Raw genomic sequence first — 22,437 nt, forward strand, 5'->3', positions numbered from 1 at the left:
TTTTAATATTTTCAAATAGGCAACATAGCAATTATATATTAAACACTTATTTGATGTCAAGGAACTATTTTTGTGGATAATTCTAAATTTTCATTGATATTTTTGTGGATATCTATCATTTTTTACTGTTGATTATTAATCAAAAGTCTGATAATATAAATATTACCTGTTGATAACTTATAAGTTATCAACAATTACTTGTTGATAACCTATGGATTATTAAAAAATTTATGTTTATAACTTGTGTGTAACAATGTGAGTAATAATAATTTAAATTTTATACAACATGTTAATAATTTACCGTAATTAATACTATGTTTTTTTTAATTTTACACAATTTTGTATAATATTTTGTTATTTTACGCTTAATTATTATTAATTTTGTCAATGATTTACATAGAGTTCATTTATTATTTTTAAAATATATTTACTTAATTAACAGCTGGTTGCTTCAATGGAATTTGCTATATTCACTAAATCTGTGATACGCTTAGCATTTTCAGCAAAATGTAATGATTTAAAATCAATACTATCATCAATTACTTACATATATTTGGAGGAATTTTATGAGTGCTCAATTATCCGAAATATGGCAGAAAACTTTAGGCCTTTTACAAAACGAGTTAACCGAAATAAGTTTTAATACTTGGATTAAAACCATTGAGCCGATTTCCATACAAAATAATACTATTAATCTGGCCGTTCCTGCCGAATTTAACAAAGGCATTTTAGAATCAAGATATCAATCTCTTATAAAGAATGCTATCAAACATGTTACATACAAGGAATATTCAATAAATTTTGTTGTTCCTTCACAAGAAAATATTGAAAAGTACAAAAACACTACAGATTCAACATTTAACGAAGATCCTTCAACTACAATGTTGAACCCAAAATATACTTTCGACACGTTTGTTATCGGGAACAGCAATCGTTTTGCACACGCTGCCGCTTTGGCCGTTGCAGAAGCACCAGCAAAAGCATATAATCCTTTATTCATCTATGGTGGGGTTGGTCTTGGCAAGACTCATCTTATGCATGCCATAGGTCATTTTGTGCTGCAACAAAATTCATCACTTAAAGTACTGTATGTTTCTTCTGAAAAGTTCACAAATGAGCTTATTAACGCTATTAAGGATGACAAGAACGAAGAATTCAGAGCCAAATACAGAAACATAGATATCTTGTTAATAGATGATATTCAGTTTATAGCCGGAAAAGAAAGAACGCAGGAAGAATTCTTCCATACTTTCAATGCCTTATATGAAGCAAACAAACAAATTATTTTATCCAGCGATAAATCACCTAAAGAAATTGTTACCCTTGAAGAACGTTTAAGATCAAGATTTGAATGGGGATTAATAGCTGATATGCAGGCACCGGACATGGAAACCAGAATAGCAATTCTAAGAAAAAAAGCTCAGTTGGAAAACCTCGATGTACCCAATGAGATTATTGTATTCATCGCTGAAAAGATAGCATCTAACATAAGAGAATTGGAAGGTGCATTAAATAGAGTTATTGCCTATTCATCCCTTACTGAGAGCGAAATAACCCTAGAGCTTGCCAATGAAGCTCTTAAAGATATACTCACAACAAACAAAGTAAGAGCAATAAACTGCAACACTATACAAGATGCAGTGGCAAGATATTTTGATATTCGAACAGAAGACTTTAAATCCAAAAAAAGATCAAAGGACATAGCTTACCCAAGGCAAATTGCTATGTATCTTTGCAGAGAACTAACAGATATGTCCTTACCAAAGATAGGACAAGCTTTTGGCGGAAGGGATCATACTACAGTAATTCACGCATGTGAAAAAATCATGGAAGAATTACAATCTAACCCTGAAACAAAAAGAGCCATAAATGAGTTAAAAAAGAATCTGACCAGCAATTAGAAACATTTTATATATAGATTACAAATGCTCTACATCCACAGCTTTAGAAACTATTTAATATATCAACAACAAAGAACATTAACCGTAAATATATTTTTGTAGATAAAATTTTAAAATTAATGTTTTTATCAACAAAATTTTTTTATTTTTTATAACTTTATCAACAGAAAATGTTGATATGGGGAAAATTTCATGTGATTAACCTGTGTATAAAATTTAAAATTTTGAATTTCTGAAAAACTGTTGATTATTTGATACAAGTTATCTACAAGTTAATAACAACCTCAAAGTCTAATCGCTCAAAGTTTGAGGAAAGTTATACACAGAATTAACACAACTTATTACTATTATTACTAAAAAATTTATCATATATTATTAAAGTAATCCGGGAGGACAAGAAAGATGAAAGTAATCTGCTCTAAGGAACATTTAATCGAAGGAATAAACATAGTCCAAAAAGCTGTATCAAGCAAATCGACTCTTGCTATACTCGAAGGTATACTACTTGAAGCAAATGACCTGTTCAAATTAACGGGTTATGACCTAGAGCTAGGTATAGAATGTTATGTTGATGCTGATATCAGAAATACAGGATCCATTGTCCTTAATTCAAAAATGTTCGGAGATATAGTAAGAAGACTTCCAGACAGCGAAGTACTTATAGAAGTTCTTCCAAATAACTCAGTCATAATTGAATGTGAAAACTCTCACTTTGAATTAAAAGGCATTCCATCGGATACTTACCCGGCACTTCCTTCAATAAAAAAGGAAAATGCATTTATAATAGAACAAAAAACAATAAGAGATATGATAAGGCAAACAATATTTGCAGTTAGCATAGACGAAAACAGACCAATATTAACAGGCTCACTTTTAGAATGCAAAGACAAAAATGTAACTATTGTTTCAATAGACGGATTTAGGCTAGCACTTAGACGAAGCACAGTAGAAAATGAAAATCAGAACTTTAACGTAGTAATACCCGGAAAAACATTAAACGAAATAGTTAAAATACTACAACCCGTGGAAGAATTCATAACCATATACAGTACACAAAATCAAATCCTATTTGATATGGGTAAGTGCAAAGTTGTATCAAGATTATTAGAAGGTGAATACCTAAATTATAACAGCATTATACCGGAAGAGTATGAAACAAAAGTAAGAGTAAAGACAAAAGATATATTGTCAAGCTTGGAAAGGGCGTCACTCATAACAGCTGAAGAAAAGAAATACCCTGTTAAGTTTAATATATCAGACGAGAAAATAATTATTTCATCCAACACTGAAATAGGAGCTGTCAGGGAGGAAGTCAGAGTAGATACTACTGGAAGCAAATTAGACATAGGATTTAACCCAAGATATTTTATTGAAGCACTAAAAGTTATCGATGATGAAGAAATAGATATATATTTCACATCAAGTATTGGACCATGCACAATAAGACCAATAGAGAACAACGATTATGCTTACATGATATTACCTGTAAGAATAAAAAATGAATAGAAAATGAGGATGTTACAGAGATATGAAAAACATAAAGATAAACACTGAATATATAAAACTCGATCAATTTTTAAAATGGACCAATATAGCATCAAGCGGAGCCGAGGCAAAGACTTTAATAAGAAATGGCCTGGTAAAAGTTAATGGCGAAGTTGAAAACAGAAGGGGAAAGAAATTAAGGAAAAACGATACTATTGAAATCAATGACAACAAATTTATAATTGAATGATATCCGGAGGTATCATTTTGTTTATTGAAAGCTTAAACCTCAGAGGATTTAGAAATTACAAAGATATTAAGATGGATTTTTCAAAAAACTATAATGTAATTTACGGAGAAAATGCCCAGGGAAAAACTAACATTATTGAGGCAATTTTTTTGTGCGCCTCAGGCAGGTCCCATAGAACATCAAAAGACAGCGAACTCTTAAACATAAATAGTAACAACTACTATATAAGATTGGACACAATAAAGAACCAAGAAGATTTATCCATTGAAATAATGTATGAAAAAGATAAAAAGAAATTTATAAAAATAAATGAAATACCTCAAAAAAAAATAGGCAGCCTTATGGGCAATCTCCTTGCTGTAATATTTTCCCCGGAAGATTTATCGGTTATAAATGAGGGACCTTCACAAAGAAGAAGATTTATCGACATAACCTTAAGTCAGATAAAACCGGCTTATTTCTTTGATCTGCAGCAGTATAACAGAATTTTGACCCAAAGAAACTCTCTCTTAAAAGAGATTCAGGATAAAAAAAGTCTTATAAATACATTAGATATATGGAATATAAAAATTGCAGAAATTGCCTCCAGGATAATAAAAGCAAGATACGATTTTATAAACAGACTTAGAAAATATGCCAATGTATATAACAGTATGCTGTCATCTAATAATGAAAATATGAGAATAGATTATTCTTCGTCTATAGAAGTTGAGAACTTTAACGATGCAGAAAAAATAAAAGAAGATATTTATAATGAACTTGAAAGAATTAAAAATCATGAAATAATGAGGGGGACAACCTTAAAGGGACCTCACAGAGATGACTACGAAATATATATAAATGATTTAAATGTAAAATCCTTCGGTTCTCAAGGCCAAAAGAGAACTGTAATTTTATCCGTAAAGTTATCCGAACTGCAGATAATAAAAGAAGAAACGGGTGAATATCCCATACTTTTGCTTGATGATGTTATGTCTGAATTAGATCAAAAGAGAAGGGAAATCTTATTTGACTGCATCAATAATATTCAGACGTTTATTACCTGTACTGAGAAAGATATTTTTTACAATAAAGATTTCAAAAATGTACTTTTTTTCAATATAAAAAACGGGAACACTATAGTTGGATAAACGAAAAAGATACAAAACATATAAAGCATAAACAGAAGCATTTAGTATAGAAATCTGTATTATACAAAACTATTAAATTATATTAAATTTTATTACAGAAAATTTGCAGTTTAATTTCATTTGGGATAAAATTATATAAAAATACTTTTGAAATAAAAATAAATGCTTAGAAACAATACTGATTTATGGAAAATATTTAATACATTCAAATTTATAAAAGTAATTCAGGAGGAATTTATGTTTTTACACATTGGTGGAGATGTTGTAGTGCCAATTAAAAATGTTATTGCTATAATGGATTTGGAATCTACTACTTTGTCAAAAGATACCCGTGACTTCCTGGCAATAGCTGAGGAAGAGGGGTTTATTGAAAATATTTCAGATGATATACCGAAATCTTTTATTATTACTGAAATAGATAAAAAGAGTAAAATATATCTTTCTCCAATATCGTCAACTACGCTGCAAAAGAGGTCTGGATTTATTGATGGCATATCAAACGTTAAATAAAATGACTTATATATGCTATTGTGATGTTTAAATAAACTTTAATAAAAGGTGTATATCATTTAAAAAGATTTGCAAAATAGTACATTTATTAATTTGAAAAAAAATAATCAATTTAGCTATTTATAAAATTTATTTGTTTGAAAGCAGGAGGATAAAATGCCCGAAATAGCAAATGTAAACAATTCATATGATGAAAGTAATATACAAGTGCTGGAAGGTCTTGAAGCCGTAAGAAAAAGACCTGGTATGTACATTGGAAGTACTTCATCAAGAGGTTTGCACCATTTAGTATATGAAATAATGGACAATAGTATTGACGAAGCTTTAGCCGGTTATTGCGATGAAATAGAAATAACTATTAATCCGGACAATTCCATTACCAATATTGACAATGGAAGAGGTATTCCTGTCGGTATACATCCAAAGATGGGAATTCCTACTGTTGAGGTTGTCCATACAATATTACATGCAGGCGGAAAGTTTGGAGGAGAAGGTTACTCAGTTTCAGGCGGATTGCACGGCGTTGGAGCATCGGTAGTTAACGCTTTATCTGAATATTTGGAAGTAGAAGTGTACAGAGAAGGTAATATATATAGACAAAGATACGAAAGAGGTAAAGTTGTAAGTAAATTAGAAGTTATAGGAAAGACTGATAGAACCGGTACTAAAACTACTTTTAAACCGGATCCGCTAATTTTTGAAAAGATTGAATTTGACTATGAAACTCTTTTGAACAGATTCAGAGAGCTTGCTTTTCTAAACAAAGGGCTGACTATAAGGTTAATTGATAAGAGAAAGGAAGAACCTGTAGTTAAGGAGCTTCACTACGAAGGTGGAATTATTTCTTTTGTAGAACATTTAAACAGGAATAAAGAAGTAATACATCAACCTCCAATTTATTTTGAAAGTTTGAAAGATGGTAATCATGTTGAAATTGCAATGCAATATAACGATACATATAATGAAAATATTTATAGTTTCGCAAACAACATTGCTACAACTGAAGGGGGAACACATTTAACTGGCTTTAAAACTGCCATAACAAAAGTTTTTAATGACTATTGCAGAAAATATAATTATTTAAAAGAAAACGATAAAAATTTATTGGGTGAAGATGTAAGAGAAGGATTAACTGCTGTAATAAGCGTAAAATTACATGAACCTCAATTCGAAGGACAAACAAAAACTAAACTTGGAAATTCTGAAATAAGAAGTTTAGTTGAAAATGCTGTCAGTGAAAAATTATCAGCTTTTTTAGAAGAGAATCCTTCTATAGCAAAAGCAATTGTAGAAAAAAGCATTACAGCAGCAAGAGCTAGAGAAGCAGCAAGAAAAGCAAGAGAAATGACAAGAAGAAAAAGCGCTCTTGAATCTACAACATTGCCTGGAAAATTAGCTGATTGTTCGGAAAAAGACCCTTCACTGTGTGAAATATATATTGTTGAAGGGGATTCTGCCGGAGGATCTGCCAAGCAGGGAAGAGATAGAAGATTTCAGGCAATTTTGCCTTTATGGGGTAAGATGCTAAACGTTGAAAAATCAAGAATAGACAAAGTGTATACCAATGAAAAGCTTTTGCCTGTCATTACTGCTCTCGGTGCTAATATTGGAGAGGATTTCGATATTGAAAAGCTTAGGTATCATAAAATAATTATTATGGCCGATGCTGATGTTGACGGTCAGCATATAAGAACTTTATTGTTAACATTCTTGTATAGATATATGAGACCTTTGGTTGAAGGTGGATATGTTTACATTGCTCAGCCTCCACTTTTTAAAATTACCAAAGGAAAAGAAGAAGTCTATGCTTACAATGAAAAACAGTTAGAAAAAATATTGAACGAAAAGGGATGGAAAAAAGGAGAATGTACTATTCAAAGATATAAAGGTTTGGGAGAAATGAATCCTGAACAATTATGGGAAACTACGATGAATCCAAAAACCAGGTCTATGCTAAGAGTTGAGTTAAAAGATGCCATAGCAGCAGATGAGATTTTCTCCATATTGATGGGAGAAAAGGTTGAACCAAGAAAAGAGTTTATTCAGGCAAATGCAAAAGATGTGACAAATCTTGATATATAGAATAAGAATGTTTTTGTTAGGCCCCTTAAAAAGGGGTTTTTTATTGAAAAATTTTATAATTTGTATAGTATAAAAATTTTTAATGATTAAATATTACTGGACTTAGGTTTTGATCCTCTTTTATCTTAATATGTTTTATAAAAATTAATTTTATTTTAATTTAAATATTTATTTATTAGTTATAAAAAATACGAATAGCGATAAAAAATAATTAGGATTAATATATAATATATATAAAAATGTTTCACGTGAAACATTTTTATATAAAATATAGTTTGTTATAAAAATTAATTATGCTATAATTATATAATAGTTTTTAAGATTTTATAAAAAAATCTATAATTTTAAAGGATATGATTTTTTGTCTAGATCTAAACATGTATTACATATATATTAATTTAATATCGCAAAATAATTTTTTTGAGTAACTAAACCAATGATAGCTAAGGAGTGAGTTTTGATGGCAAAAATAATTGCAGTAGCAAATCAAAAGGGTGGAGTTGGCAAAACAACTACTGCAGTAAACTTAAGTTCCTGCCTGGCATATAAGGGTAAAAAAGTACTTCTTATTGATATTGATCCTCAAGGAAATTCTACCAGTGGCTTAGGAGTGGATAAGAAAAAAATCAATAAATCAGCCTATGATGTTCTAATTAATGATGTAGATATTAGTGAAACATTTGTTTCAACACCTATAGAAAATCTTTTATTGTGCCCTTCAAATATTCAATTGGCAGGTGCTGAAGTTGAACTTGTATCAACTATTTCCAGAGAAACCCGTTTAAAAAACTCACTCGATAATATAAAGGAAAATTTCGATTTTATTATTATAGATTGCCCACCATCCTTAGGATTACTCACATTAAATTCTTTGACAGCAGCAAATACAATACTTGTGCCTATTCAATGCGAATATTATGCTTTAGAAGGATTAAGCCAGCTCATGGAAACTGTAAAGTTAGTTCAGAAACACTTGAATAAGGAATTAGATGTTGAAGGAGTAGTATTGACAATGTTTGATGCTAGAACCAATTTGTCAATACAAGTGGTAGAAGAAGTAAAAAAATATTTTAAAAATAAAGTGTATAGAACTGTTATACCAAGAAACGTAAGATTAAGTGAAGCACCTAGTTATGGATTACCTATAATACTGTATGATCCGAAATCTAAAGGAGCTGAATGTTATCTTGATTTAGCCGATGAGGTTATAGAATATTCTGAGGAGGAAAATTTAGTATGAGTAAAAAAGGCTTAGGTAAAGGATTAGGTGCACTTATTTCTACAGCTAATGAAGAAATACAATCTGGTGGAGTTATTGAATTAAAGATAAATGAAATCGAGCCGACAGTTGGCCAACCAAGGAAGAAGTTTGATGATGAAAAATTAATGCAGTTATCCGAATCAATAAAAGAACACGGAATTGTGCAACCTATAATTGTTAGAAAAGAAGATAATACTTATAAGATTGTTGCTGGTGAAAGAAGATGGAGAGCAGCAAGATTAGCAGGTTTGACAAGTGTACCGGTAATTGTTAAAGAACTTTCAAACAGACAAGTTATGGAAATGGCTTTGATAGAAAATATTCAAAGAGAAGATTTAAATCCAATAGAAGAAGCAGAGGCTTATGAAAGATTGCTTAATGAATATAATATGACACAAGAAGAATTGTCAAAATCAATTGGGAAAAACAGATCAACAATTGCAAATATAATAAGACTTTTATATTTATGCGATAAAGTAAAGGAACATCTAATCAATGGTGAGATAAGCAGCGGGCACGCAAGAGCAATTCTTGCATTGGATGATATAGAATTGCAAGAAAAAGTATGTAAAGAAATTATTGAAAAATCGCTTAGTGTAAGAGAAACTGAAAAATTGGTAAAAAGGATACAAAAGGGCGGTGAAAAAGTAGAGAAAGTAAAAAATGAAGATGAGAATATTCAAAAAATTGAAGATGATCTTGAAAAGATTTTAGGTACAAAAGTTAAGCTGTTTAACAAAAATAAAAAGGGAAAAATAATGATTGAATATTATTCTAACGAAGATTTGGAGAGGATATTGGAATTATTTAAAAAAATGGAAAAATAAGTAACCTTATATTTTTAGTTTTAAGACGTCTTTTTTGGTTAAGGAATGTAATTATATTTCTGGATATAAACAACTCTTAAAAACGATTTTAAGGTTAAATAAATAAAATGATAAAAATTAGATGAAATAAATTTATAAATCACATTAATAAAAAATAATAAATTGTTTCACGTGAAACAATTTATTATATTTGAAATTAAATATTGATAAAGGAGTAATGTATGTTAAAAGCAATGGATGAAATAATTAATAACTTAGAAAATCTCAGTATTTATTTAATACTGGTAAATACTATATTGACATTAGTTTTAATGATTGTGCTTGTTTCCACAAAATCAAAATTAAAAAAATTAAATAACAGATATAAAAAATTTTTTAAGAATTCTGATGATTTAAATGTTGAAAGATTAGTAGAAGAGAATATTGATTTATGCAATGAAATATTAAATAAGAATAAAGATATAGAAAGCAAAATTAATTATATTGAAAGAAATATGCTTCAATGTGTACAAAAAGTTGGAATAGTTCGATATAATGCTTTTGATGATGTTGGCAGTAATTTAAGTTTTGCAATTGCATTGCTTGATGGAAATGATAATGGTATTGTTTTAAATGGAATATATTCAAGAGAGTCAACTACAACCTATGCAAAATCAATAATAAACGGTCAATCTAAGTATCCACTGTCAGCTGAGGAAATTCAGGCAATTGATATTGCAAAGAAAAGTAAAATTTATTAAAAATATAGAATGTGTTTGTTGATAAGAGAATGATTAATTAGTAATTACTTTTGTGGAAGATACATTAATAAAAATTATAATTAATATCGAAATTAAAGAACTTTATTAAATAATAGATTATTGATAACTTTTTCTTAATTTTTAAATGAAAGTTATTAAAACATGCTAATAGAATTTTGATTTTTAATTACTATGGTATAATCATTCATGCTTTAAAAAAAAGAAAGTTTATTATAAAAAATTTTACTCAAGGACAAAAATAAAAGTTTGAATTATATTAACTCAAATGCTTAATATGAATATATATTTCATCAGGCATATCCTTTGGGAGTGTTGTAAACTATGAATAATAATGATAAAAAAACAGTATGGGTTTATGCTGTTATATTGTTTACAAGCGCATTTATTGTATTGCTTATAACAGCATATAGCCAGATAAAAGTAAATAAAAATATTGATGAAGTGAGAAATAAATTGGGCAGTACAGAAAGAGAAAAAAGTAATTTTCAGATGAGCCTAAGTTCTGCACTTGCTGAAAATAAAAAATTAAATGAAAAAATTCAAGCGTTAGAAAAGGAAATAGAGAATTTTAAAATATCAGAGGAGAAATTAGAAAAAGAATTAAAAGATTTTCGAAATGAAAATTCATTGAAGTTTGAAAATTATGAAAAACTTATTAAAGCAAATATATGTTATTATGATGGAGATATAAAAAGCTGTGCATTAATTTTAACTAGAGAAATCAATAAAAATTATTTAGAAAGCGATGCAATGCAACTTTATCAAAAACTATTGGATATAACTATTAGAAAGGCTGCACAGGAATTCTATTATGATGGATACGAATACTATAAAAATAAAGATTATGATAAAGCTATAGAAAGTCTAAAAAATTCATTAAGCTTAGTGGACAATGAATACTATTCGGACGATTGCTATTACTTTATTGGGTACTCATACTTTAGGAAGGGTAATTTAAACTCGGCAAAAGAAGCAATGAACACTTTACTTGAAAAATATCCTGACAGCACTTATAAAAAAGATGTTGAAATGTTTTTGAAAGCAAATTTTAATTAGTAGTCTTATATTACATAAATAAAATATTGTAGTACATAATTGTTTTTAATTAGTAAAGGTAAAGATTATATTTAAATATTATAAAGTGCAAACGTATACGGTTGAAATGATACTTTTTTATAGTATAATTATTTTTAAATAATATCCAAGATATCGAAATGTATTGCCTGTATCGTTACATAGAATTTAAATATTTGATTGAAATGATTGATTATATAAACATTTTATTACTGATTATATTTTATGATAAAAAATATTAAAAAAATAAACTTATAAGGAGAAGCAATTATGATAGATATTAAGTTAATAAGAAGTAACCCTGAAATTTTAAAAAAAGCATTGTTAAAAAGAAAAGAAAACTTTGATGTAGATCAGGTTTTAAGCCTTGATGAAAAAAGAAGACAAATTTTATATGAAGTTGAGCAACTTAAGAATAAGCAAAATACAGCATCCAAGATGATACCTGCTTATAAAAAAGAGGGAAAAGATGTTACAGAACTTATGGAAGAAATGAAGAGTTTATCGGATAAGATAAAAACTCTTGATATGCAAGTAAGAGAAATTGATGAGGAATTAAATAAACTTCTATTGACAATACCTAACATACCAAATAGCACAGTTCCCGATGGAGATAGTGACGAAGACAATGTAGAAATAAGAAGATGGGGAGAGCCAAGGAAATTTGATTTTGAACAAAAAGCCCATTGGGAAATAGGAGAAAAATTAGGTATTCTAGATTTTTCAACCGCTTCAAAAGTTACCGGAGCTAGATTCACATTCTATAAGGGCTTAGGAGCTAGACTTGAAAGAGCATTGATGAATTTCATGCTTGATTTGCATACAAGTAAACATGGCTATATTGAAGTTTTTCCACCTTTCATGGTTCACAGGAATAGTATGATAGGAACAGGTCAACTTCCTAAATTTGAGGAGGATGCCTTTAAAGTTGCAAATACTGACTATTTCTTAATACCTACGGCTGAAGTTCCTGTTACCAATATGTACAGAGAACAAATTTTAGATGTAAAGGACTTACCGATTAAGCATGTTGCTTATTCTGCATGTTTCAGAGCAGAAGCTGGAGCTGCAGGCAGAGATACCAGAGGTCTTATTAGACAACATCAATTTAACAAAGTAGAGTTGGTAAAGTTTACTACACCTGAAACTTCATATGAAGAGCTGGAATCATTAACAAGGGATGCTGAAGAAGTTTTGCAATTATTAGGAATACCTTACAGAGTGGTTAAGATATGTGTAGGAGATCTTGGTTTTACAGCAGCTATGAAATATGATATTGAGGTATGGATGCCAAGTTATAATAGATATGTGGAAATTTCATCATGCAGCAATTTTGAAGATTTCCAGGCAAGAAGAGCTGGTATTAAGTTTAGAAGAAGTGCAAATGATAAACCTGAATTTGTACACACATTAAACGGATCCGGAGTTGCTATAGGAAGAACAACTGCATGTATCTTAGAAAATTATCAGCAGGAAGACGGATCGGTTGTTGTACCGGAAGCCCTTTTAAAATATATGAACGGTGTGGATGTTATTAAGTAGTTATTTTCGTATGTATTTCCGATAATAAAAAAATCATATAATATAAAATGTTAACTTGAAGCTTCTAATTAAGGTCAAAATCTTTTGACCTTAATTAGATTTACTTTATTTATAATCAATTGTGTAAACACAATATAATTTATATTCGAATTGAGTTTATTTTTATTAGTATTATATAAATTAATTGAAGATAGGTTAATTATAAGAGTAAAAATAAGGAATAATATTTATATAAATCTTAAAAAGTAATCAAAAATATATTTTAATTTCCATATTATGTACAAAGATTAAAACTAGAAAAAAATCATTTAAATTACCTAAAATAGGTTAAATATAAGTATTGACAAATAGGTGCTGCCATGTTATATTATTTGTTGTCACAAGAAATGGAGAGATGGTCGAGTTGGTTTAAGGCACCGGTCTTGAAAACCGGCGTAGGTGTGAGCCTACCGTGAGTTCGAATCTCACTCTCTCCGCCAATGTTGTGAAACCTCTAATAAATAGAGGTTTCAAGTTTGGAGAAGTACCCAAGCAGGTCGAAGGGGACGGTTTGCTAAACCGTTAGGTCGGGTAACCGGCGCGAGGGTTCGAATCCCTCCTTCTCCGCCATAAAAAATAAAAACCCTTGTATAAAAAGGGTTTTTATTTTTTTAAATAACTATAAACATTCATATTTCAATTAATTTTAATAAAAATCAATTTTAGGATAATATTAATTCCTAAGATAGCTTTTTTGCCCTTATTTTTAAAGTAGATTTTACTTTTCTGATATCTTTTCCGCTATTTTTGGAAACTCTATAATAACTGTAAACGGCAGGAATAAAGAATAATTGAAATAAAACCATAGTATATATATAATTATAAGGCTCAGATAATTTCGATGATGTAAATTTTAAAACTAATCCTATAAGTACGTTACCTATTGATCTACCTAATCCGTTTATAAGATTGGCAATACTGAATGCGGTTGCTCTGTGTTCCGGAAGATTTATATCAGTCAAAAGGGCCAGCCAGTTCGGTGTGTTTGCAGACTGAGCAGCAGTTGCACACACTGCCAATATAAACATTAAAAGTATCCAGGGATTTGTAAAAAATTGCTTTACAAGGGAAATTAAAATTAAAAAAGGTTCATTGGAAGCAGGAAGTTTAAGGTTGTCCATTGGTAACAAAAACATAAGTACATATAGGGGAATAGCGGCAAGGATAAGGCTGCCGGTCAAAAGAGCCCTCCCTCTGTAAGTCTTCTTTTGAATTTTATCTCCCAAGTAACCGAAATATGTAGATGACAAACCTCCCATTTGAAGAAGTCCATAAAAGTAACCTGCAGCTATTGCTGCTGTGTCTGCATTTATACCCTCTGCTCGAATTTTGGATGCATAAAGCGTAGGAAGCCATATAAGGGTGCCGATTGTAATCTGCATAAAGAAACCTTGCATCATAAGCCACTTATTACTCTTTTTTGCAGCAATTTCAGGTATATGACTCAACTTAATGGAATAATTATATTTTATTCCTTCTTTGTGAAGATCTTTTAATTCCGGTTCGGTAGATCCTTTTTCAGGTTCTTTCATGATTAGATATGATAAGATGAAAATAAAGTCAATTATTGAAATTATGATAAAAGGCTTTCTCCATGTTGAGTGTGTGGATATAATTGGTGCAATAATAGCTCCGGCAATGCCTCCAAATCCTTGAGATAAACCCCATAAGCTCAATAAAGTACCCAAATGCTTTTTAGGAATAAAGTCAGTTAACACGCTATATCCGATAGAACCTATGCAGCCAAGACCTATACCGGTAAAAATCTGATATAATAACAATTGAAAATAATTTTGACTGAAAGCTGTTAAAAAAGTAGAAACAGTAAATATAAATGTTCCTATAATTATTAATGGTTTTCTTTTCCCCTTGTCAGCCATATATCCCCAGAAAATTGATGATATAGCTGAAAAAAATATAGTAACTGCTGATATAACGCCCATTGCAGAAACATTTATGTTCAAATCTTCTGAAATAGAAGAAAATAAAGGCGGAAATAAACCTAATACCGCATTGTCCAATGAAGCTGACAAAATAAGAATTGTTAGTGTCAAAATAGTGTTAATTTTAGTCGTTTTCTTCATCATTGTATATAAAATTACCTTACCCTTTCTTAATCTTAAATTAATAGAAATTTATAACAGTAATTGTTTATCATTATAACATAAAAATGAAAATAGAAAATTAAGAATATATAATAATGTTATAAACAAATAATTAACACTAAAGAGCTTAACTTAGATTTATATATTTTTAAGGTTAAATAAGACATTTTATAATTTAATTATTTTTTATAAATATTATACCGGTTATATATAAAATTATATTGAAAAACTTCTTTGCACGAATAATTGAATTTTTATTTCCTAATATAAAATTCTAAAATATTAATTAAATAAAAAAGAAACTGCAAAAGTGCAGTTTCTGCAATTAATTAGAATTTAGCTGTGTCTATGGTAGAGTTGTATAACCCATTAAAAATTTATCAACTTCACGAGCAGCACCTCGTCCTTCATTAATAGCCCATACAACTAAACTCTGTCCACGCCGCATATCTCCGGCAGCAAATACACCTTCAACATTAGTTTTAAAACTTCCATACAGAGCTTTAGCATTAGATCTCTCATCCTGTTCTATACCCAGCTGCTTTAATACTGTTTCTTCAGGACCTAAGAATCCTAAACATAAGAGAACGAGATCTGCTTTCCAAACTTTTTCAGTACCCTCAATTTCCACAGGAATTAAGCGTCCTGAACTGTCTTTTTTCCATTCTATATTTACAGTATGAACCTCTTTTATATTGCCGTTTTCATCTCCGACAAACTTCTTAGTAGTAATGCAGTAAATTCTAGGGTCATCACCGTAAATAGCAGATGCTTCCTCCTGGCCATAGTCAATCTTTAAAACTTTTGGCCATTGGGGCCAAGGATTGTTTGTCTGTCTTGCAGACGGAGGTTTAGGGAGAATTTCAAATTGTACAACACTTTTACATCCATGCCTTATTGAGGTAGCGACACAGTCAGTACCTGTATCTCCTCCGCCAATTACAATAACATTTTTTCCTTTAGCAGAAATGTAATTTGAATCGGCATGCTTTGAGTCAAGAAGACTTTTAGTATTAGCACGCAAGAAATCCATGGCAAAATATATACCGTTAAGGCTTCTTCCTTCAATATTCAAGTCCCTTGGTTTTGTAGCACCTCCGCATAAAACTACAGCATCATAATTTTTTAAAAGTTCTTCGGCGGATATATCTACGCCTACCTCTGTATTGGTTATAAATTTGATACCTTCTTTTTCGAGAATATCAACTCTTCTTTGGACAATGCTTTTGTCCAGTTTCATGTTAGGAATACCATACATAAGTAATCCGCCTATCCTATCAGCTCTTTCATATACTGTAACACTGTGTCCTACGGAATTTAACTGATCAGCGCAGGCAAGTCCCGACGGACCGGATCCTACTATTGCCACTTTTTTACCGGTTCTTACTTTTGGCGGTTTTGGAACTATCCATCCTTCTTCAAAAGCTTTATCGATTATTGCCCGTTCATTTAACTTTATTGTTACCTGAGGATCATTTATTCCAACAGTACAGGCACCTTCACAAGGCGCAGGACAAACTCTGCCTGTAAATTCAGGAAAATTATTGGTTTTAAGAAGCCTTTTTACTGCTTCTTTCCACAATCCTTTATATATGAGGTCATTCCATTCTGGAATAAGATTGTGTATGGGACAACCTGATGCCATACCATTTATTAAAAAACCCGAATGGCAAAAAGGTATACCGCAATCCATACACCTGGCTGCCTGAATTCGTTGTTTTTCTTCAGGAAAACTTTGAAGAAATTCATTCCAATCCCCAATTCTCTCAAGGAGAGGACGATCTGGTGGCAATTCTCGCTTATATTCCATAAATCCAGTTGGTTTACCCATTGTAATTCCTCCATTCCTAATTCCCGCTGACACGGGCAAGATCTTTGTGATTTGCATCAAAAGCTGCCATTAATGCTTCATCGCCAGTAATACCTTGTTCGGAAACTTGTTTTATAGCTTGAAGCATTCTCTTGTAATCAACAGGCATTACTTTGACAAATTTATCAATCATTTTACTCCAGTTATCCAGGACTCTTTTTGCCACATCACTGTTTGTATAATCATAGTGCTTTTGAATCATTGATTTTATTTTGTTAGCCTCTTCATTATCAGAAATTCTTTCTAGTCCTACCATTTCTTTATTGCATTTATTACTGAAATCTCCTTCTTCATCGAGTACATAAGCTATTCCACCGGACATTCCGGCTGCAAAATTTCTTCCGGTTTTACCTAATATAACAACTGTTCCACCTGTCATGTATTCACATCCGTGGTCACCCACACCTTCTACAACTGCATCAACTCCACTGTTTCTTACACAAAATCTTTCACCGGCAATTCCACGGATATACGCTTCACCGCTTGTGGCACCATAAAATGCAACGTTTCCGGTAATGATATTTTCATCAGGTTTAAAGGAAGATGATTTTGGAGGATAAACGATAATTTTACCTCCTGACAATCCTTTACCCAAATAGTCGTTAGTGTCACCTTCCAAAGTCAATGTTATTCCTTTAGGAACAAAGGCACCAAAACTTTGACCGGCAGATCCTTGGAAGTGAAGGCTTATTGTGTCTTCAGGAAGACCTTCTGCACCATATTTTTTTGTTACTTCACTGCCAAGTATGGTTCCTACAGCGCGGTTTATATTTCTAATCGGAAGTATGGCTCTTACTTTTTTCTTTTCAGATAAAGCAGGTTCACATATACGTAAAAGCTCTGACATATCAAGAGTTTTTTCAAGTTCATGGTCCTGGCTTTCAGTACAATACATTACTGCACCTTCAGATAATTTAGGACTGTATAAAATTTTAGACAGATCAATCCCCTTTATTTTCCAGTGACTTATTGCAGTAGAAGGTTCTAAAGCATCTGTTCTTCCGATCATCTCATTTACAGTTCTAAAGCCTAGCTGTGCCATTATTTCACGTAATTCCTGAGCTACAAACCTGAAATAATTTACAACATATTCAGGTTTTCCTGAGAACTTCTTTCTAAGTTCAGGGTTCTGGGTTGCAATTCCCACAGGACAAGTATCAAGATTACAAACTCTCATCATGACGCAACCCATGACTACTAATGGAGCGGTTGCAAAACCAAATTCTTCAGCACCTAATAATGCTGCTATAGTCACATCTCTTCCCGTAAGGAGTTTACCGTCAGTTTCTACGACGATACGGCTTCTTAAGTTGTTTAAAAGTAAAGTTTGATGTGTTTCTGCCAGTCCCAATTCCCATGGAAGTCCGGCATGTTTTATACTTGTACGGGGAGATGCGCCGGTACCACCGTCATAACCGCTTATCAATACGACATTAGCTTTTCCTTTAGCAACTCCAGCGGCAATTGTTCCAACACCTACTTCAGATACAAGTTTTACATTTATTCTGGCATCTCTGTTTGCATTTTTAAGGTCATATATAAGTTCTGCCAAATCTTCAATAGAGTAAATGTCATGATGAGGAGGGGGGGATATCAAACCTACACCGGGGGTTGATCCTCTTACCTTGGCAATCCAGGGATACACTTTACGCCCCGGTAATTGTCCTCCTTCTCCGGGTTTTGCACCCTGGGCAATTTTTATTTGAATTTCCTTTGCATTAACAAGATAATGGCTTGTAACTCCAAATCTTCCTGAAGCTACTTGCTTAATGGCACTACATCTGGAATCACCGTTTTTATCAGGTATAAATCTGGCAGGGTCTTCACCGCCTTCACCGGTATTGCTTTTGCCGCCTAAGCGGTTCATAGCTATAGCCAAACATTCGTGGGCTTCCTGGCTTATTGAACCATAGGACATGGCACCGGTTTTAAATCTCCTGCAAATAGATTCAACCGATTCAACTTCTTCTATTGGTATTGGTTTGCGGGGTTTGAAGTTCAAAAGTCCCCTTATTGTGCACAATCTTTGAGATTGATTGTTTATTAGTCTGGAGAATTCCTTAAATTCATCGTAATTTCCGGTTCTGCAGGCATTTTGCAGCTTATGGATAGTTTCCGGATTATACATATGGTATTCTCCATCGCTGCGCCATTTATTAACACCGCCGGAATCTAACGACAATTCTTTTATTCGCTCATCAAAAGCTGCAACATGTCTTAATCTTACTTCCTCTGCCACTTCATCAATTCCTAGTCCTCCAATTCTGCTTGCAGTTGATGTGAAATATTTGTTTACAAAATCTTCCGAAAGACCTATTGCTTCAAATATTTGGGCAGCTTGGTAACTTTGTATGGTTGAAATACCCATTTTTGAAAGAACCTTAACTATACCTTTTTTGCATGCCTTCAAATAATTTTGAGCAGCCTTTTCATAACTGATATTTGGGAGTAAACCCTGTTTAATCATATTATCAATAGACTCCAATGCGAGGTAAGGATTAATTGCTGATGCACCATAACCTATAAGCAGGCAAAAATGATGTACTTCTCTGGGTTCTCCCGACTCTAATACAATACTTACCAATGTCCTTGTACCTTTGCGTATAAGGTGGTGATGCAGTCCTGATACAGCTAATAGAGCAGGTATTGCTGCATTGTCTGCGTTTACACCTCTATCGGAAAGTATCAATATATTAGCACCTTCTGCAATCGCGGAATCTGCATTGGCGAACAAATTCTCCATAGCTTTTTCAAGAGATTTACCGCCTTCTTTTACATTATACAGTATTGGCAGGGTAACAGACTTAAACCCTTCTTTGTCAATATGACGCAACTTTTCAAGCTGATAGTTGTCTATAACAGGATTTTTTATTTTTATCTGTCTGCAGCTTTCCGGGACAGGGTTGATTAGATTTCCTTCCGATCCCATCATTGTTTCAGTACTTGTAATAATTTCCTCTCTGATTGCATCAATGGGTGGATTTGTAACCTGGGCAAAAAGCTGCTTAAAATAGTTGTACAATAACTGAGGCTTATCAGACAATACGGCCAAAGGTATATCTGTACCCATTGCACCAACTGGATCTATGCCTTCCTTAGCCATTGGGAGTATAGTTGTGTTAATATCTTCCGTAGTATAACCGAAAGCCTTTTGCCTTAAAAGCAATGTTTCGTGGTCTGTCTCGTAAGCACAAGATGTTTGCGGTAAGTTCTCAAGGTCTAACAAATGTTGATTCAGCCACTCGCGATAAGGATGTTGAGAAGCAATAGAGTGCTTAATCTCATCATCGGTTATGATTCTTCCCTCGTTAGTGTCTATAAGCAACATTTTTCCAGGATGAAGTCTTTCCTTGCATATTACATTTTCAGGAGGAATATCTAAGACTCCAACTTCTGATGCCAATATTACAAGATCGTCTTTAGTAACGTAATAACGTGCAGGTCTAAGACCGTTTCTATCTAAAACGGCGCCCACTTTTGAACCATCGGTAAAAGCTATTGCAGCAGGACCGTCCCAAGGTTCCATTAAACAACTGTGAAATTCATAAAATGCCTTTTTATCATCATTCATGCTTTCGTGGTTTGACCAAGGTTCAGGAATCATCATCATAATGGCATGAGGAAGAGAACGTCCCGAAAGCACTAAAAACTCAAGGCAGTTATCAAACATTGCAGAGTCGCTTCCGTTTGGATTTATTATTGGAAGTATTTTTTCTATATCTTCTCCGAAATGCTGAGATTCCAACAATGCCTGTCTGGCATTCATCCAATTTACATTACCTCTTAAAGTATTTATTTCCCCGTTATGAATAATATAACGGTTTGGGTGTGCCCTTTCCCAGCTGGGAAAAGTGTTTGTGCTATATCTTGAATGTACAAGGGCAAGAGCAGATTCCACATCAGTATCAGAAAGCTCAGTATAAAATTCTTCAACCTGATGGGAAGTCAGCATGCCTTTGTATACAATAGTTCTTGATGATAAGCTTGAGAAATAAACATATTCATTATTGTCTAGAGCATATTTTTCAATCCGCTTTCTTATAACATACAGTTTTCTTTCAAAAGCTATGCCTCCATCAAAGCTGTTGCTTTTTTCTATGAAAAGCTGCCTTATAAAAGGCTTTGCCGATAAAGCAGTACTTCCCAGTGAACTGTCATTTAGTTGTAAATCCCTCCAGCCTAAAACTTTTTGCCCTTCTTCAGTAATTATGCTTTCGATGTAATTTTCCATTCCTTTTCGTCTATTTTCATCATTAGGTAGGAAAACCATTCCTACTGCATAATTTCCGGGCTCAGGCAGTTTAATATCTTTTTTTAGCAATTCTCTGGAGAAAAACTTATGGGGTATTTGAATTAAAATTCCCGCACCGTCACCGGTATTTGATTCCGAACCGCTTGCGCCACGGTGATTTAGGTTTATAAGAATTGTTAAAGCTTGTTTAACAATTTCGTGGGATTTTTTACCCTTTATATTAACAACAAAACCAATTCCACAGGCGTCATGTTCGAATTGCGGGTCATACATACCTTGTTTAGGAGGCAATCCATAGTTATTCATAGTTATACACCCTTTCCATAAACACGTTTTTTATATCAAAATGAAATTTATTAATTACAAACTTGCAAAAGTAAATACGGTGCAAAAAAAGCGTACACAAAAGGAAGCAAATTTTCTCGCCATTGAGTACGCTTCTAGGTCTAAAAATTTAGCATCATTGCTATATTTGTGGACAAAAATCCATTTTAATATATTTTGTTTTTCTTTATTATAACATAGACATATAATTAAATTCAATAAAAATTATAAAAAAATTTTTAAAAAATGCAATTTAAGATTTTATATCTTGCAAAAAAAAGTAAAACAAAAGGTAAAATTAATACTGTACTCCATATTATGACTTTATTGATTGTATTTAGCATATATCTGATATTTGATTTTTAACGGAAACAAATTTCGGACATGGAGATAGGGTTTGATTTTTATGTATAAAATCATCTTTATAACATATTTAAATCCTGTTAAAGGAGTAAGAATAATAAGATTTGTAATGCATGAGCTGTCTCTTATCTTAGAAATCTATTGTAATTAGTGGTTAGAATTACAATTAAACTTATAACATTGACCAAAGTTTTGATAGTTGTATTTAGAAAAGAAGTCTGGTTTTCCGAATTGGAAGAATCTTCTTTATTTTTTTTGATATTTTCTAATACGTAATGAATCCAATAGACAATTATAAAAACTGTTGCTATTTTATAAATGAATTTACTTATAAAAAAGCAGCTATAAACAAAGTATAAAATAAAAATCATAGCTTTAACAGTTTCTAAACCTAATTTAATTTTATTAAAATCCAGACTAATAGAATCCTTAAGCTCTTCTATTAAATCTTCCGTTTCTTCATCATCTTCAATAAAATCAGGTAAAAAAGGACCTAGAATATTTTTTATTGAAGAAAAAGCAATAATCAGAGATAAAATTATAAAAAAAACTGTATCATCTGATGCTATATAAATAATAGGTACAATTATTATCATTACAAGTAAAAGCAAAAAACTTTCCAATTGCATTTCAAACTCCTGAATTAATATATTTTAAAATT

At 31.7% G+C, this 22,437-nt stretch carries 15 protein-coding genes and 2 tRNA genes; 13 read left to right on the forward strand and 4 right to left on the reverse strand.

The window, feature by feature from the left end; genetic code table 11:
• Positions 1-566 precede the first annotated feature (566 nt).
• The 13 genes from dnaA (at position 567) to CLOCL_RS00065 (ending at position 13,432) form a co-directional block, all read left to right on the forward strand.
• Positions 567-1,901 carry a chromosomal replication initiator protein DnaA gene (gene dnaA / locus CLOCL_RS00005; RefSeq protein WP_014253399.1) on the forward strand — a complete coding sequence of 445 codons (1,335 nt, stop codon included), beginning with the start codon at positions 567-569 and terminating at the stop codon, positions 1,899-1,901.
• A gap of 402 nt (positions 1,902-2,303) precedes the next feature.
• Positions 2,304-3,407 carry a DNA polymerase III subunit beta gene (gene dnaN, locus CLOCL_RS00010; protein ID WP_014253400.1) on the forward strand — a complete coding sequence of 368 codons (1,104 nt, stop codon included), beginning with the start codon at positions 2,304-2,306 and terminating at the stop codon, positions 3,405-3,407.
• A 22-nt stretch (positions 3,408-3,429) separates the two neighbouring features.
• On the forward strand, positions 3,430-3,636 hold the full coding sequence (yaaA, locus tag CLOCL_RS00015; RefSeq protein ID WP_014253401.1) for a S4 domain-containing protein YaaA: 207 nt from the start codon (positions 3,430-3,432) through the stop codon (positions 3,634-3,636).
• A 17-nt stretch (positions 3,637-3,653) separates the two neighbouring features.
• A complete protein-coding gene (gene recF / locus CLOCL_RS00020; protein ID WP_014253402.1) occupies positions 3,654-4,766 on the forward strand; it encodes a DNA replication/repair protein RecF in 1,113 nt (370 codons plus the stop codon).
• 237 nt (positions 4,767-5,003) lie between these two features.
• Complete coding sequence (gene remB / locus CLOCL_RS00025; protein ID WP_014253403.1) at positions 5,004-5,276, forward strand: extracellular matrix regulator RemB; 273 nt, start codon at positions 5,004-5,006, stop codon at positions 5,274-5,276.
• 156 nt (positions 5,277-5,432) lie between these two features.
• On the forward strand, positions 5,433-7,358 hold the full coding sequence (gyrB, locus tag CLOCL_RS00030) for a DNA topoisomerase (ATP-hydrolyzing) subunit B (protein ID WP_014253404.1): 1,926 nt from the start codon (positions 5,433-5,435) through the stop codon (positions 7,356-7,358).
• A gap of 460 nt (positions 7,359-7,818) precedes the next feature.
• Positions 7,819-8,598: a ParA family protein gene (locus CLOCL_RS00035; protein WP_014253405.1), complete on the forward strand. Its 780-nt coding sequence runs from the start codon at positions 7,819-7,821 to the stop codon at positions 8,596-8,598.
• On the forward strand, positions 8,595-9,446 hold the full coding sequence (locus tag CLOCL_RS00040) for a ParB/RepB/Spo0J family partition protein (protein ID WP_014253406.1): 852 nt from the start codon (positions 8,595-8,597) through the stop codon (positions 9,444-9,446). The genes CLOCL_RS00035 and CLOCL_RS00040 overlap by 4 nt, the downstream gene beginning before the upstream one ends.
• A 221-nt stretch (positions 9,447-9,667) precedes the next feature.
• Entirely contained in the window at positions 9,668-10,186 is a 519-nt protein-coding gene (locus CLOCL_RS00045) for a DUF4446 family protein (RefSeq protein ID WP_014253407.1), read from the forward strand.
• Positions 10,187-10,528: 342 nt separating this feature from the next.
• Positions 10,529-11,263, forward strand: coding sequence for a tetratricopeptide repeat protein (locus tag CLOCL_RS00050; protein ID WP_014253408.1), 735 nt, complete (start codon positions 10,529-10,531; stop codon positions 11,261-11,263).
• A 288-nt stretch (positions 11,264-11,551) separates the two neighbouring features.
• Positions 11,552-12,823, forward strand: coding sequence for a serine--tRNA ligase (serS, locus tag CLOCL_RS00055; protein WP_014253409.1), 1,272 nt, complete (start codon positions 11,552-11,554; stop codon positions 12,821-12,823).
• A gap of 388 nt (positions 12,824-13,211) precedes the next feature.
• A tRNA-Ser gene (locus CLOCL_RS00060) sits at positions 13,212-13,302 on the forward strand.
• A 38-nt stretch (positions 13,303-13,340) separates the two neighbouring features.
• Positions 13,341-13,432: transfer RNA gene (locus CLOCL_RS00065), tRNA-Ser, on the forward strand.
• A gap of 110 nt (positions 13,433-13,542) precedes the next feature.
• Here CLOCL_RS00065 and CLOCL_RS00070 read toward each other — a convergent pair.
• From CLOCL_RS00070 to CLOCL_RS00085, 4 genes are all read right to left on the reverse strand, one after another.
• A complete protein-coding gene (locus CLOCL_RS00070; RefSeq protein ID WP_014253410.1) occupies positions 13,543-14,949 on the reverse strand; it encodes an MFS transporter in 1,407 nt (468 codons plus the stop codon).
• Between the two features lie 364 nt (positions 14,950-15,313).
• On the reverse strand, positions 15,314-16,798 hold the full coding sequence (locus tag CLOCL_RS00075) for a glutamate synthase subunit beta (RefSeq protein ID WP_014253411.1): 1,485 nt from the start codon (positions 16,796-16,798) through the stop codon (positions 15,314-15,316).
• A 16-nt stretch (positions 16,799-16,814) separates the two neighbouring features.
• Positions 16,815-21,395 carry a glutamate synthase large subunit gene (gene gltB, locus CLOCL_RS00080; RefSeq protein WP_014253412.1) on the reverse strand — a complete coding sequence of 1,527 codons (4,581 nt, stop codon included), beginning with the start codon at positions 21,393-21,395 and terminating at the stop codon, positions 16,815-16,817.
• A 506-nt stretch (positions 21,396-21,901) separates the two neighbouring features.
• Entirely contained in the window at positions 21,902-22,405 is a 504-nt protein-coding gene (locus CLOCL_RS00085; protein ID WP_014253413.1) for a hypothetical protein, read from the reverse strand.
• Positions 22,406-22,437 lie beyond the last annotated feature (32 nt).

The organism is Acetivibrio clariflavus DSM 19732 (assembly GCF_000237085.1).
In the GTDB taxonomy this organism is placed as follows: Bacteria; Bacillota; Clostridia; order Acetivibrionales; family Acetivibrionaceae; genus Acetivibrio; species Acetivibrio clariflavus.

Excerpts from the sequence above, each read along its gene's own strand:
- dnaA (WP_014253399.1), top strand. The coding sequence starts at position 567 with ATGAGTGCTCAATTATCCGAAATATGGCAGAAAACTTTAGGCCTTTTA.
- dnaN (WP_014253400.1), top strand. The coding sequence starts at position 2,304 with ATGAAAGTAATCTGCTCTAAGGAACATTTAATCGAAGGAATAAACATA.
- yaaA (WP_014253401.1), top strand. The coding sequence starts at position 3,430 with ATGAAAAACATAAAGATAAACACTGAATATATAAAACTCGATCAATTT.
- remB (WP_014253403.1), top strand. The coding sequence starts at position 5,004 with ATGTTTTTACACATTGGTGGAGATGTTGTAGTGCCAATTAAAAATGTT.
- gyrB (WP_014253404.1), top strand. The coding sequence starts at position 5,433 with ATGCCCGAAATAGCAAATGTAAACAATTCATATGATGAAAGTAATATA.
- CLOCL_RS00035 (WP_014253405.1), top strand. The coding sequence starts at position 7,819 with ATGGCAAAAATAATTGCAGTAGCAAATCAAAAGGGTGGAGTTGGCAAA.
- CLOCL_RS00040 (WP_014253406.1), top strand. The coding sequence starts at position 8,595 with ATGAGTAAAAAAGGCTTAGGTAAAGGATTAGGTGCACTTATTTCTACA.
- CLOCL_RS00045 (WP_014253407.1), top strand. The coding sequence starts at position 9,668 with ATGTTAAAAGCAATGGATGAAATAATTAATAACTTAGAAAATCTCAGT.
- CLOCL_RS00050 (WP_014253408.1), top strand. The coding sequence starts at position 10,529 with ATGAATAATAATGATAAAAAAACAGTATGGGTTTATGCTGTTATATTG.
- serS (WP_014253409.1), top strand. The coding sequence starts at position 11,552 with ATGATAGATATTAAGTTAATAAGAAGTAACCCTGAAATTTTAAAAAAA.
- CLOCL_RS00070 (WP_014253410.1), bottom strand. The coding sequence starts at position 14,949 with ATGATGAAGAAAACGACTAAAATTAACACTATTTTGACACTAACAATT.
- CLOCL_RS00075 (WP_014253411.1), bottom strand. The coding sequence starts at position 16,798 with ATGGGTAAACCAACTGGATTTATGGAATATAAGCGAGAATTGCCACCA.
- gltB (WP_014253412.1), bottom strand. The coding sequence starts at position 21,395 with ATGAATAACTATGGATTGCCTCCTAAACAAGGTATGTATGACCCGCAA.
- CLOCL_RS00085 (WP_014253413.1), bottom strand. The coding sequence starts at position 22,405 with ATGCAATTGGAAAGTTTTTTGCTTTTACTTGTAATGATAATAATTGTA.